This window comes from Streptomyces endocoffeicus (assembly GCF_016741935.1).
Classification (GTDB): domain Bacteria; phylum Actinomycetota; class Actinomycetes; order Streptomycetales; family Streptomycetaceae; genus Streptomyces; species Streptomyces endocoffeicus.
Genome location: NZ_JAERRG010000017.1, coordinates 31,577 through 44,216 on the forward strand (window position 1 = coordinate 31,577; position 12,640 = coordinate 44,216).

Genomic DNA, 12,640 nt, shown 5'->3' on the forward strand with positions numbered 1-12,640 from the left:
ATGGAGTGTATAGCTGCACTGTGAGGATTGTTTCCGCAGGTCAGAGGGTTGCGGAAGGGATCAGGGTCGGCGCGGCTCGCGGCCGGTGCCCTCCGGGCCCTCGGCGGGGCCCTCGGTGGGGCCCTCGCCCTCCGGGCCCTCGGCGGGCCGCCGCGCCGGGCGGCCCCGGCGGGGGATCGGGCGCGCCGCGCCGGGCAGCCGGCCCGCGTCCGCGAGCGCCTTGCGCAGCAGGAACTCGATCTGCGCGTTGGCGCTGCGCAGTTCGTCGTTGGCCCAGCGCGCGAGGGCGTCATGGACGGCCGGGTCGAGCCGCAGCAGCATCTGCTTGCGCTGCCGCGGCTGCCGCGCCTTCCGCTCGCTCTCGTCCGTCACTGGTACAGCGTGCCGGTGTTCAGGACGGGCTGCGGAGAGCGGTCCCCGCAGAGCACCACCATCAGATTGCTGACCATCGCGGCCTTGCGCTCCTCGTCCAGCGCCACGATCTCCTCCTCGGCGATCCGGGCCAGCGCCGCCTCGACCATGCCGACCGCGCCGTCCACGATCTGCCGGCGCGCGGCCACCACCGCGCCCGCCTGCTGGCGCTGGAGCATCGCGGAGGCGATCTCCGGGGCGTAGGCGAGGTGGGTGAAGCGCGATTCGATGATGCGGACCCCGGCCGCCTCGACCCGGGCGTGCAGTTCGATGGCGAGCTTCTCGGTGATCTCCTCGGCGTTGCCGCGCAGCGAGAGGGCGTCCTCGTCGTGGGCGTCGTACGGGTACTCGATGGCGATGTGCCGGACGGCGGCCTCGGTCTGGGTGGCGACGAACTCCAGGAAGTCGTCCACCTCGAACATCGCCTGGGCGGTGTCCTCGACCTTCCAGACGACGACCGCGGCGAGCTCGATCGGGTTGCCGTAGGCGTCGTTGACCTTGAGTACCGCGGTCTCGTGGTTGCGCACCCGGGTGGAGATCTTCTCCCGGCTGGTGAGCGGGTTCACCCAGCGCAGTCCGTCGGTGCGGATGGTGCCGCGGTAGCGGCCGAAGAGCTGGACCACCCGGGCCTCGCCGGGCGCGATGGTGTTGAGGCCGCACATGGTGAGGATCGCGGCGATGATCACCACGATGCCGGAGACGATCAGCAGCGTGGACAAGGTGCCCTTGTGCTCGGCGGCGACGGCGGCGCCCGCGAGGATCAGCCCGACGCCGCCCGCGAGTCCGGCCAGGCCTCCGAGCAGGGCCAGCCCGCCGCTGACGTTGTGCGCGGGCCGCTCCCGGACCCGGGGCTCCGGGAGGGACGGTATGTCGGCCCGGTCGGTGATGGGGTCGGTTGAGATGGCCTTGGACATGGAGGGCTCCCCGCTTCGTTCGGTGGTGCGTCTAGCAAAGTGATAGCACATTACAGACCGGTGGCAACCCTTGGTGCCCGTAAGCCGTCAGTTCCCTTGGAGCGGGTGCTTTTTGTCACCTTCGGAAAAAGCTTGATCGATGGGCATTTGAGGGTTGTTGCGGTGTTAGTTTCATGAGCTGGCCTGGGGGGCTTACGGACTGGAGCGGCGGGAGCGATGGGTAGAGCGGAAGAGCGACGCGCGCGGCAGCAGAGCGCTCGCAGAGCCAAGCGGGCGGCGAAGTCGGGGGGCATACGCCGCTTCTTCACCTGGAAGTGGCTGCTGGGGTATTTCCTGGGGCTCGGTGCGCTGCTCGTCGGGGCGTTCTTCGTCCTCTATCTGCTGGTGGAGGTTCCGCCGGCCAACGCCGCGGCCAAGGCCGAGGCCAACGTCTACAAGTACAGCGACGGCACGATCATGGCGAAGGAGGGCAAGGTCAACCGTGAGTCGGTGCCTCTGTCCAAGATTCCCAAGAAGGTGCAGCACACCTTTGTCGCCGCCGAGAACAAGGACTTCTACGGCGACTCCGGCGTCTCGTTCACCGGCACCGCCCGCGGTCTCATCAACACCGCGCTGGGCCGGGGCAAGCAGGGTGGTTCGACCATCACCCAGCAGTACGTCAAGAACTACTACCTGAGCCAGGAACAGACCGTCAGCCGCAAGCTGAAGGAGCTGGTGATCTCGCTCAAGGTCGACCAGCAGAAGTCCAAGGACTACATCCTCGCGGGCTACATCAACACCAGCTACTACGGCCGCGGCGCCTACGGCATCCAGGCAGCCGCCCGCGCGTACTACAACAAGGACGTCGAGGACCTCAGCGTCGCGCAGGGCGCCTATCTCGCGTCGGTGCTCCAGGCGCCCAGCCAGTACGACTGGTCGGCGGCGGGCCCCAAGGGCAAGAAGCTGGTGAAGGCCCGCTGGAACTACGTCCTCAACAACATGGTCGAGAAGGACTGGCTGTCCAAGAGCGAGCGCGAGGGCATGAAGTTCCCCGTGCCCATCGAACCCCGCCCCATCCCGGGACTCGACGGCCAGGCGGGCTATTTCATCAAGGCCGCCAAGGACGAGCTCTTCAAGGCCGGGGTGAACGAGAACGAGTTCGAGGCCGGCGGCTGGACGGTCACCCTCAACATCGACAAGAAGAAGCAGAAGGCGCTGGAGAAGGCGGTCCGCACCGAGCTGACGTCCAAGCTGGACCCGAAGAAGCGCAAGGTCGACGGTGACGCTCAGGTGGGCGCGGTCTCGGTGGACCCCAAGTCCGGCGGCATCGTGGCGATGTACGGTGGCGCGGGCTACACGGAGCACTGGACCAACAACGCCACCCGCTCGGACTACCAGCCCGCCTCCACCTTCAAGCCGCTCATCCTCGCCTCGGCTTTGGAGAACGGCTCGACCACCCAGGACAGCACGCCGATCACATCCAGCACCCTCTACGACGGCACCAGCAGACGGCCCGTCAAGGGCAGCGACACCGCCTTCGCCCCGCCGAACGAGGACAACAAGTCCTACGGGCCCATCTCCGTCCAGAAGGCGATGAACAACTCCGTCAACTCCGTCTTCGCCCAGATGGCGGTGGACGTGGGGCTGAGCAAGGTCAAGAACACCGCCACGGACCTCGGCATGGACGGCCGGGTGGACAACGGCTTCGATGTGCGCCCCGCGATGTCGCTGGGCGTGATGGGCGCCAGCCCCAAGGAGATGGCCGGGGTCTACGCGACCCTCGACAACCACGGCAAGAAGGTCACTCCGGCGATCGTGAAGTCCGCCGAAAAGGGCGATGAGCGGCCCGAGTTGCCCGATCCCACCAACGGCCAGGCGATCAGCCGCGGCGCCGCCGACTCCGTCACTTCCGTCCTCACCGGGGTGGTCGACGACGGCACCGGCCAGGCCGTGCGCCAGCAGGGCCAGGCCGTCGCGGGCAAGACCGGCACCTCCGACGACAACAAGTCGGCCTGGTTCTCCGGCTACACCCCCGATCTGGTCACCTCGGTCGGTATGTTCGGCGAGCTGAAGGGCGTCGGCAAGCAGGTCTCGCTCAAGGGCACCGCGGGCGGCGGCCGCGTCAACGGCGGTGACTTCCCGGCCAGGATCTGGGCCGCGTACACCCAGTCCGCGCTGAAGGGGGATAAGGCCTCGAAGTTCGACCTGGACACCGACATGGGGGCGGCGGTCAAGCCGACCGCGCCGCCGAGTTCGAGCGCCACCTCGGAGTCGCCGTCGTCCAGCCCGTCGGCGAGCGAGTCCGCCAGCGAGTCGCCCTCGTCGTCCCCGTCGGCCAGCGAGTCCACGAGCGAGTCGCCGAGCTCCTCGTCGTCGGCGTCGCCGTCGGACGACGCAGGCTCCCCGAGCCCGCCCGACCCGTCGAATTCGGCCTCGGACGGACCCCCCGGCCACCAGGGCCGAAACAAACCACAGCCGTGACGCCTCCGGTGCGGGCGCGCTTCTCGGCACGCCCGCACCGGACCGCAGGACGGGGAAGTGCAGGGCCCGCGCCCGGCCTGCGGACGCGGTAGGGGCGGGAGTTGGGACCTGCTGCCGGTTGACGGCGCTTGGGCGCCTTTCGGCGTGCACGAGTGAGCATCGACGGCTGCGTGACGCTCCTTGCAACTACCCGTCCCCGACGTGGGAGGCGATTAGATGGCTAGTGAGCCAGGAGCGACGAGCCGGGCACGTTCGTACAGTTCTCGCGCTGCTGGATTCTTGAGATAGGGGCGCAGCGAGTGGAACATGGTCAGCACATGTTGGTCTACCTGGCCTGACTTTATCGTGGGGTAATCATCGAGGACCTTACTCCAATTGGCGCATGCCGTCTCGAGGTGCCCGACTTTCAATTGCCTTTCGGCTAGCATGGAAGTAAAGCGGATTCCGCTGCGCCTACTATCGTTGCTGCTACTGCGAAGGCGGAAATGCCGCTGAAGGGAATCGACACTCCCCGTGGTGTCGCCGAGCGCATTTCGAACCTGGGCTTCGTGATAAGCTAAAGTGGCGGGCGAATATCCGCCGAAAGTGCGCGCCTGGCTTTCGGCCTTCTCTATCGCGGAATCGGTCTCTTGAAGGAACTGGTAGGCCGTTCTTTTGTCTCCTCGCACCGCATGAGCGTGCGCCTGTTGTCCTGCGAGAAAGGCGCGCATTCGGGGCGCGGCGCTCGGCGCGGCGGCAGCGGCGGCATCTGCCAGGCGCACTGCGGGAGATCCGTTGCCCAAGTCTGCGGCCTGTACTGACATGCCGCGCAAGATATGGCAGTACGTGAAATGGTCATCGCTTGCCCCGGCCAGTTCTAGGCCCTTCACGTAGTAATTTTGAGCTAACCTGTGCAGCCCTTCGTCTACCGCCATCCACCCGATGAGATAGCAGAGGAAAGAAGCGGCACCCATCATGTTCTTCCGCACAGCCTCTGAGGCTGGGGCCCGCAAGTAGGGGGCGACGGTGTTCACCAGAAAGGCGGCAGCCATCGGCCTGGCGTGCCGGCCGCCGAATTCGTCGTCCAGCTCTGACAGTCTTTCTGTCATGGCCTTGATCATCTCGACCTCGGGAATCCCGACACGCCGAGTCTCGCCAGCCTGAACAGCTTCCATCCTGCCCACTACGTCCGGCCAGCCGGGCACCGTAAGTGCGACGGAAAAGAGGCTGGCACCTATCACGCTGCGGCGCGATGGGTCCATATCCTGCCTGCTAAGGTCGATCAACCCCTCAACAGTACTCGGCTTCGCCGAGTCGGATATAGGTGCCGGAAATCCTGCCTCACTATGAGTGATCGGACGACCCAGTTTCCGGGAAAGGGCCTCCAGGACAAGTGGCCGAGCTTCCGCTTTCGGGACGTGGCCCTTTAACCACTGGTGCACCGTCTGCGCACTGTACGTCTTGGGCGCGCCTCCCTCGGTACCGACCCGGTTGACCTCCCGGGCGAAGCGCCCCAAGGTCCACCCCGTTTGCCCATACAAGTGTTTCAGGTTCGGGTTGGACTCCGGCCCCATGCCGCCACCTCCTCGTTCAAGAGCATTTGAAGCTTTTGAAAACCGCCGCTCTTGCAACGGTACCGCTCTGAGTAGTGGCGCAGTTGCCTAGAGCGAGGAACCAGCCCGATACGCGCCGTTACCGGCGTAGGCCACGTGTCACACATGAGAGACCCCCGCAGCCGCTCCGAACGGCCCGGGGGCGTGGCCATCAACCACGTGGAGGTTGACGACATGCATGACCTTACGCGCCGTGCACTGATGTGGATGAGTGCACTTCTGGCCTTACGGCCGTCCGGCCGCCACCGTGCTGTCCCGGGCCTCCCCGCGTCGTATCCGGCGCCTTCCCGGCCCGTGGCGGGGGCCGTGGACTCCGCGACTGTCCGGCCCGGACAGGAGCCCCCGCGTCTTCACACCGACTCGCCGACCCTCGAACGGCGCGCCCTCCCCATGCCGCTGGATGGCGAGCTGCCCGCGCTGGTAGGCCCCTACGCGGTGGCCGATGAGCAACGGCGGCAACAGCGGTCGAGGACCGGCCCGCGCGTGGAGTTGATCTGCGCCCCGCATGGGATGGTGGTGATCCGGTGACCGCCAACGGCAATGCCGTGTCCGTTCCGGTTCCCGGCTGCACTCTGTGCGCCACTCCCGGTGATTTCGGGCCCCGCAACCTCAGTGATCCGCGTTCGGGCCTGTGTCCGGCATGTATCGCGGCTGGCAAGCCCACCCGCGACGGCCTTGAGCGGGCCGTCATGATCGTCGCCGGACAGAGCCTCGCCGCCGCTGAAGCCCTGAGCCTGGCCACCGCCGCGCCGGAAGAACTCGCCTACCACCTCGGCGCGGTCAAGCGCGGTCTGCGCGCCGTGCTTCAGCTCCTCGCGCCGGTCGAGGGGACGGGCCGATGAGGGCGGCCAACGGGGGCGAAGAGACTCGCATGACGATGCGCGTCTACACCATGGCGCGCGACGGGATCGTGACCGTACGCCACGCGATGGTGGCCGTCCTGGTCGGCGAGAAGAGCAACCCCTACGCACTGGGCCAGGCGTGGCCTCCGTGCCAGTGCCCCCGTCACCGCGAACACAACCGGCTGGACCGCTTCAGACGGACCTGAGACGGCCGTCCGCCCCTGCACGCCCCTTTGCCCCCGGAAGGTAGCAGGGGCGGACGGTCCCCGGCCTCGGGCGCCGTGCTCCCCGTGGCAGACGATCCGGGGGGCACCCTGAACGCCCCCGGCTATCGAACGACCGAACGGAGCCGCCTCGTGATCTCACACATCACCATCGACCGGCGCGACGCCGCCTATGATCACCACGCCGGACAGGTCGTAATGCCCATGACGGCCCATCACTGTGACGGCCACACCGAGCCAAGGTCGTCTCGTCATGGACCCCGGGCAGGTAGAGGTCTACAGGAACCAGCTCGGGCAGCTCGTCGAAACCGCGTGAAAGCGCGGAAGCGTCGTGAAGGCTGCGATCCGCACGACCTAGCCACCGTGTTTTCGCCCGAGGACGCCGTCACGGGCGAGATAGGCCCCTGCCGGGAGCGGCATCCTCGAGCGTCGGCCCACTCAGCGGTAGCGGGCGGCCCGGCGGCGCCGGGAGGGCTCGGTCACGTCGAGCACTACCCCGGCACCCGCGCCTGGAGTTTCGTCCCAAGCTCGGATCTTGGCCGCGACCCGCTTCAGACGCGCGTCGCCCGGAGGCACGGTGAGGTAGAACAAGCCCTCGTAGGGACGGCGATCCTCGCCACCCCAGCGGACGATGCCTTCGGTGTCGGCGATGATGTCGCGGATGATCAGCTGCTGTCCGGAAGTGAAGCCGCCCCGTACACCGGGCGGGTAGAAGTCCGGCCGGATCACGATGGCGGTGCCGGACGCCCGGTTCGCCTCCGGGAGCTGGCTGTCGCGGACCGCCGACGGTGCCACCCAGCCCTCGATCGGGTTTGGCTCGCCGTGCAGACCGAGGGTGGCGACCTCGTAGTGGAAGCGGCGGATCACATGAACAAGGACCGTTTCGGTGTCTCCCTTGCGCACGGGAACGTTCAGGCCGGTACCCGGCACGGGACGCGTCGCGATGTCACCGCCGTCGTCGGTGCCCTTCTCCATCTCCCACCGGTTGGCGGACGGCCGGCCAGTGAGAAGGCGGCGGCGACGGGCTTCGACGCGGCGCAGCGCCTCCTTAAGTTCGTCGTTTCTGAGGGGCTGCGGCGCGGCGAGGGCCGGGGCGGCGAGGAGACCGGTGGAGGCGAGGGCCGCGGCGACGGTGACACCTGCCGCAGCCGTTAGAGCGTGTCTACGGGGCAAGTCGGTGGGGCTCAACAGGTCAGCCTTTCTTCCGTGTTGTCGGGCGCTGTTTGAGGTGGAGAAGGGCAGAGACGAGGGCGCAGGCGAGTGCGAGCAGCAGCAGGACGGCGATGGACGGGTTGATGTAGTCGGGGATGACGACGGAGTAGTCACGGCCGTCCGACGCCTCACAGACGAGCCGTAACGGGATGAAGTCGCCTCTGCGGCCCACCAGGCGCGGAATGTCTGCTGGGCGTTGCCGCTCGCACGCCTCGGCCTGTTCCTGGTCTTCGAGGAAGAGGACGTGGAGACACCCCCACAGATAGAGAGCGAGCGCTGCGGTGATCGTCGCCAGGGACACGTCCCGCCACCCCATGAACGGGACGTATCGTCGACGGACCGGTTGTGTGAACCGCGAACAGAGGTATCCGGTGAGGCCCAGCAGGGTCGCCGCACCGGCGAGCAAGATGGCGGACAACGCTGCGAAGTTGTGCCCTTGCCAAGGATTGGATGCCGTGATCATGACCTGTCAGGACTCGCGAATGATGCGGTTGTACTTCTCGAAGATCGCATAGAGCGGCATCCGCAGCTGCGCGTGGGCCTCTGCCTCGCTGCCGAAGCCCTGGTAACGGCGGAGGATCTCGAAGATCTCCGTGTCGTTGTAGTCGAGGGTTGGGCGGCGGATCGGGGTCTCCTCATGGTCGCCCGCCTTTCCGTCGGCTGCCCAGATGTGCAGATGTGGGACGGTGCTCAGATTGAAGAGGTTGTCCTGGTTACACTTTTGCCACCTGGCCCACCTGTCGCTCTCGGAGGTGGAGTCGAGGATGTCATCCTCCAGAAGCCCCGCTCGGATCGAGTTGTTCCGCGACAGGATGCATGTGCGCCCCGAGACCTTGGCGACGCCAGTGCTGCTGTCGACCGTCTCATTGATGACTGGCAGGTCCTTGGCCCAGTCCGGGATGATGCCGGTGTGGTAGAACACCACGCCAGCGTCCTCCGCCAGGTCCTTGTAGCTGTAGTGGCAGAACTCCCAGAAGGCCGAGGTCTGGATGAGAGCCTTGCGCATGCGGTACCTGCGGGCCGCCGATGTGATGGCGGCGTCGTAGTTCATGATCGTTTCGAGGCACTGCCGCCGGGTGTAGATGTAGCCCGTTCCGCCGGGTCTGTTGATCGACTCCATGTAGTCGTCGATCTCCTTGAGGAAGGCCGACCAGTAGTCTAGGTCGAAACCGATGTCGAGCTTCTGTGAGGGCGCGGGGTGGAAGTCGCCCTGGCCGGTGTCGCGGCCGGAGGCGATATTGTTGTCGATCTCGATACGGCCGTCACCGGAGCCGACTGCTTTGGTGACGATCTGGTCGAAGGCCCAGTTCTCCGGCATCGCGTAGCCGAGGTTGCCGGAGAAACCGGATGACATGTCGGACACAAAACTGGTGTCCGCGTAGCCTTCCTCGGAGATTCGAGAGCATGCGTTGCGTGGGCCGTAGACCCCGATCTTGTAGGGGCTGCCCAGCTGGCCCATCTGCTCCTTGATGCTCCGGAAGTACGGCAGGATGTGCGAGGTGACCTCGTCATTCACTGCGTCGTAATCGACCGCGAAGTAGATGCGTGACCCCGGCTTAAATCCGTGCTCCTCCGCCTTGAACGCGGCGTTCATACAATCCGCGGCGCCCTGCGCCACGCTGTAGTAGTCAACTGAGCGCGCCCACGTCTGGTAGATCGGGAAGCAGCGCAGCCCGTACTCCTTGATGGTCGCGAGCTCACCCGGCTGGATCTCCTTCTCGGGCAGGTCGGTGGTGGAGGGGTTGTACAGGTAGCGGCCGATGTACTTGTAGCCGGCGTCCTTCAGAGCCTGCGCGCGGGCGGGGGTTATCTTCGTGACGCCGTCGCACGCCTCGCCCTGGCGGGTCTGGTCGCCGTAGGAGACCAGTAGGGAGGACCAGGTCCGGAAGTCGGCCTGCCCGTTGACGGTGAGCTTCATGAACCCCTGAAATGCCCTGGCGCTGTCGGATAGAGAGGAGGTGAACGAGGCCGAGAAGGACACTGGTCGCTTGTTGAGCACCATGGCGGCGGTAAAAAGCTGCACCCATACCCCGGAAGAACCAGTGGACAGCGTGTGACTCTTCAGCCCGGACTGTGTGCCGGGGCCGAAGACACCGTTTGCGACACCGTCGGCCATACCCAACTCGTATTGGATGGCCAGGATCATCGACTTGGCGACGTCACGGGAGTGGTGACCGTCGCAGGGGATGACGTAGTAGTCCTTGCGGAGGACGTACCGGCCGTTCAGCCACTGCTGGATGGAACGGATGGTCTCCGAGCCGTCGTTGACGGTGACGTAGGCGTCCATGTTGAACAGGCCCTTGACCACTTTTGGCCACAGGGAGCTGCCCGGATACGTGCCGCTTACGCCCATGTTCTGGTTCAGCTTTGCCACCGCGTCCTTGACACGGGAGTTGTACTTGCCGTCGATGTCACCGCCGTCGTAACCCTTGCAGTACAGCGCCGACTGGATGATCCGGCAGAAGTTCGCCGACGGGATCGTGGTCTCGTCAAGCTTGCCGTACTTCTCTTGGAGCGCTGAAAGGGTGCCCGGGCCGAAGTTATTCGATAGAACAGTGATGCCCATCTCGTACTGTAAGGCACGAGTGAGGGCGTACATGACAGTCCAGCCGGTCTGACCGTTCTCGTCCAGCTTGGATATGCCGAGGGTGGCGCCATTCCCATATGTAGTGTTGATGAATCTTTGAGCGCGACGCACCATTTCGTCAGCCATTGAGTTCCTCTCATGGACGAACGGGTTGTGATTGCGCATATAGGGTGAGCTCTGGTTGGTGCGTGGACCACGACGTCGCCCGGACATCTGCCGAGCCGGCGGGTGGCCGGCTGGTACGGCTTGGCGGGAGCGGAGCGAGGAGTTGCCGGTCGAATGGCGTGGGGCAAGGCAGGCGCCGGGCCCTGCTGGCCGTCCGGCCCGCAGTGACCGCAGGCCGAGTCGACCGCCGCGTGGATTCAGGCCGGACGACCGCCATCGGTCAGTGGAATCGGCGCTCCAGGGACGCTCTCGAGTGAGGGGCCGCGTATGGCGGCGGTCTCGGGGCGTCCGCGAGCAGGTGAGAAGCCTGAGGTCGTGCCCGGCACAGTGGTGTCGCCGCAGTGAACGAATTGTCCACCACTGATGGCCTGCATGACTGCCCCCCTGGATCCCGGCGATTGCCTGCCCCCGCGAGCGCCCCCCGGCTCCTCGCTGCAGCCGAAACCTAAATCACCCGGGGTGGTGAGGAGAAGGTGCCCCGAGCGCGACAGAGTGCGTGGGGTAGAAGATGAGTGTCACCAAGAGTGACGCGGATGGTGGAATGATTCGCTTGCATCCATTCGCGCCTTTTAAGTTGATTGCCCAATTTGGGCATGGGTGTCGCCAGCGATACTCGGACACTTGATCGAGTGCCGGTCCGCAGCTTCGGTGTGGCCGGCTTGCCCCTTAGTGGCCAAGGCGATCGACGTCTCTTGACATCACCAATGAGCGGCTCGTCGAGGGTTGAATTTTCGCCAGGCTGCTCATCTGTGCTGTCGTCAAGCGCGCTTCACGTATCGGCGAGCAAAGGGTAACCAGCCGTGTGCGTGTGTCGTTGGTCACAATTCGAGGTTTGGAGCGTCCTTCTCTGGACTGATGGAGAGGACGAGGCAAGCGGCCTGGGCGTGGACACTCAAAGATTGGAAACCGCCATGGCTGTGCTCGCGAACCACTTCGCTTTGCCTGCGCGCGGGGCCCGTGAACCAAGAAACGGGCACCTAGCGCATCCATGAGGCGTGGCTTCGGGATAGGGACGGCACGGCATCGGCCCTTCCGGCGTCGAAAGCCCCCCAACTGGTGGAATGGCGTTCAGGACCGGTGGCCAGAACGGTAGGGGCTCCGAATGATGGATGACCGCCACAGTGGGTCCGCAAGGAGGGAACGTGAAATTCCGATTTGTTGCTCGGGCTGAGCCCGGCGGAGCCCAACTGCGTTTTGATGCGTGGTGCTCTGGGGAAGCTTGACACTGCGGATCGTACGCACATACGATGCCGTTTAATCAAAAGCCAGGCTGCCGGGTTTCGTGCAAAAAGTACAGCCAACCTCTTGTTGTGGAGGTGCAGCCAGCGTATAGCCCAGTGGCGGGTGCTCTTCACTTCGGCCATTGATCTTTGTGCGCCATGCTTTGCGTCTTACGAGGAAAGAAACTCATTCGTTCATCGCCGCAACGCAGGGAGAACATTTCCTCTCGTTGCATACAAGATGGGATTAAGTTGTGAAGTCAATTACCCGTGTTGTTGTCGTTGGCTCGGCTGCAGTTGTTTTGGCGACGACTATGTCTACCAGTGCCTTCGCTGAAGACGTACACGTCACCTCTTTCGATTTCGGTGCCCGGGCGACTTGGCGTCCGTACGGTGATCACTTGGAGATCACCGACTTAGAAAAGGATGGACATTCGGCCATCGGAAGTTACCAGATGGGCTCCGACACGTATTACTACTGGAACACGAACGGGCAAGGTACGACCCGGTACGTCAACCTTAATCTCCCCGAGAACAGGGCTGTTGGTATTGCCGCGGCGACAGGTGACTACCAGGGAACGCCTACGGGCGGCCTCAGATGGTCGACGCTTGCTGTTACAAACGGCTACACCTCGTAATGCGCTAATAGTCGGCAGGAGTCACGTACCTCCTCCTCCTAGATGCTACTGCAAGAGTCTGCGACTGTGCTGACCTGGTCGCGTATACGAAGGGCTAGAGGTTCAATTCCGCTCGCGGGACGGTCTTGATTGGATCGTCCCGCGAACGTATGCCCGCACGGCGCGTTCTAATTTTTTGCAGGCTTGAAGTTTGTCGCTCATTGATGTGGAGAAAGCAGTGACGGTTGGGAAAATGGTGGCTTGTGTTGGCGGCGCCATGGCGGTTGTGCTATTCCTGTCCGCATGCGGAGGGTCAAACTCGAAGGCGTCATCAAAGAAGCGGACGACTGTAGTCAAGAGAGATCCTGCAGTCGGCGAGGATTTACAGAAGGCAAT

Annotated in this window: 11 protein-coding genes; 5 read left to right on the top strand and 6 right to left on the bottom strand. The window is 64.8% G+C overall.

Going from position 1 to position 12,640, the window contains the following annotated elements; genetic code table 11:
• Window positions 1-60 precede the first annotated feature (60 nt).
• Both JK364_RS33795 and JK364_RS33800 read right to left on the bottom strand, forming a co-directional pair.
• Window positions 61-321 (bottom strand): type II toxin-antitoxin system antitoxin, encoded by a 261-nt coding sequence (locus JK364_RS33795; RefSeq protein ID WP_230992926.1) that lies wholly within the window; start codon window positions 319-321, stop codon window positions 61-63.
• A gap of 47 nt (window positions 322-368) precedes the next feature.
• Window positions 369-1,325: an SPFH domain-containing protein gene (locus JK364_RS33800; protein ID WP_201855174.1), complete on the bottom strand. Its 957-nt coding sequence runs from the start codon at window positions 1,323-1,325 to the stop codon at window positions 369-371.
• Window positions 1,326-1,541: 216 nt separating this feature from the next.
• Here JK364_RS33800 and JK364_RS33805 point away from each other — a divergent pair, with 216 nt between their 5' ends.
• Window positions 1,542-3,785 (top strand): transglycosylase domain-containing protein, encoded by a 2,244-nt coding sequence (locus JK364_RS33805; protein WP_201855175.1) that lies wholly within the window; start codon window positions 1,542-1,544, stop codon window positions 3,783-3,785.
• 212 nt (window positions 3,786-3,997) lie between these two features.
• Here the strand turns inward: JK364_RS33805 and JK364_RS33810 are convergent, their stop codons facing one another.
• The gene (locus JK364_RS33810; RefSeq protein ID WP_201855176.1) at window positions 3,998-5,338 is read right to left on the bottom strand and encodes an NsdA family TPR-like regulatory protein; all 1,341 of its coding nucleotides are present in this window, start codon (window positions 5,336-5,338) and stop codon (window positions 3,998-4,000) included.
• A 246-nt stretch (window positions 5,339-5,584) separates the two neighbouring features.
• Between JK364_RS33810 and JK364_RS33815 the strand changes: the two genes are divergently transcribed.
• Genes JK364_RS33815 through JK364_RS33825 form a run of 3 tightly spaced genes read left to right on the top strand, consistent with a single transcriptional unit; the run spans window position 5,585 to window position 6,425 of the window.
• Window positions 5,585-5,905 carry a hypothetical protein gene (locus JK364_RS33815; RefSeq protein ID WP_201855177.1) on the top strand — a complete coding sequence of 107 codons (321 nt, stop codon included), beginning with the start codon at window positions 5,585-5,587 and terminating at the stop codon, window positions 5,903-5,905.
• Window positions 5,902-6,219, top strand: coding sequence for a hypothetical protein (locus JK364_RS33820; protein ID WP_201855337.1), 318 nt, complete (start codon window positions 5,902-5,904; stop codon window positions 6,217-6,219). Before JK364_RS33815 ends, JK364_RS33820 begins: the two co-directional genes overlap by 4 nt.
• A 29-nt stretch (window positions 6,220-6,248) precedes the next feature.
• Window positions 6,249-6,425: a hypothetical protein gene (locus JK364_RS33825; protein ID WP_230992904.1), complete on the top strand. Its 177-nt coding sequence runs from the start codon at window positions 6,249-6,251 to the stop codon at window positions 6,423-6,425.
• Between the two features lie 456 nt (window positions 6,426-6,881).
• On the opposite strand, the gene JK364_RS33830 is transcribed toward JK364_RS33825, so the two are convergent.
• From JK364_RS33830 to JK364_RS33840, 3 genes are read right to left on the bottom strand one after another with little or no spacing between them, the layout of a single operon-like run.
• Entirely contained in the window at window positions 6,882-7,631 is a 750-nt protein-coding gene (locus JK364_RS33830) for a hypothetical protein (protein WP_201855179.1), read from the bottom strand.
• Between the two features lie 4 nt (window positions 7,632-7,635).
• Entirely contained in the window at window positions 7,636-8,073 is a 438-nt protein-coding gene (locus tag JK364_RS33835; RefSeq protein WP_230992905.1) for a hypothetical protein, read from the bottom strand.
• A 51-nt stretch (window positions 8,074-8,124) separates the two neighbouring features.
• Entirely contained in the window at window positions 8,125-10,368 is a 2,244-nt protein-coding gene (locus JK364_RS33840) for a glycoside hydrolase domain-containing protein (protein WP_201855181.1), read from the bottom strand.
• Window positions 10,369-12,028: 1,660 nt separating this feature from the next.
• On the opposite strand from JK364_RS33840, the gene JK364_RS33845 reads away from it, so the two are divergent.
• Window positions 12,029-12,265: a hypothetical protein gene (locus JK364_RS33845; protein WP_201855182.1), complete on the top strand. Its 237-nt coding sequence runs from the start codon at window positions 12,029-12,031 to the stop codon at window positions 12,263-12,265.
• The last annotated feature ends 375 nt before the right edge of the window (window positions 12,266-12,640 follow it).

Bases quoted from the DNA above. Each gene is read 5' to 3' on its own strand.
- JK364_RS33815 (WP_201855177.1), top strand. From the start codon at position 5,585: ATGAGTGCACTTCTGGCCTTACGGCCGTCCGGCCGCCACCGTGCTGTC.
- JK364_RS33810 (WP_201855176.1), bottom strand. From the start codon at position 5,338: ATGGGGCCGGAGTCCAACCCGAACCTGAAACACTTGTATGGGCAAACG.
- JK364_RS33840 (WP_201855181.1), bottom strand. From the start codon at position 10,368: ATGGCTGACGAAATGGTGCGTCGCGCTCAAAGATTCATCAACACTACA.
- JK364_RS33800 (WP_201855174.1), bottom strand. From the start codon at position 1,325: ATGTCCAAGGCCATCTCAACCGACCCCATCACCGACCGGGCCGACATA.
- JK364_RS33825 (WP_230992904.1), top strand. From the start codon at position 6,249: ATGACGATGCGCGTCTACACCATGGCGCGCGACGGGATCGTGACCGTA.
- JK364_RS33805 (WP_201855175.1), top strand. From the start codon at position 1,542: ATGGGTAGAGCGGAAGAGCGACGCGCGCGGCAGCAGAGCGCTCGCAGA.
- JK364_RS33795 (WP_230992926.1), bottom strand. From the start codon at position 321: ATGCTGCTGCGGCTCGACCCGGCCGTCCATGACGCCCTCGCGCGCTGG.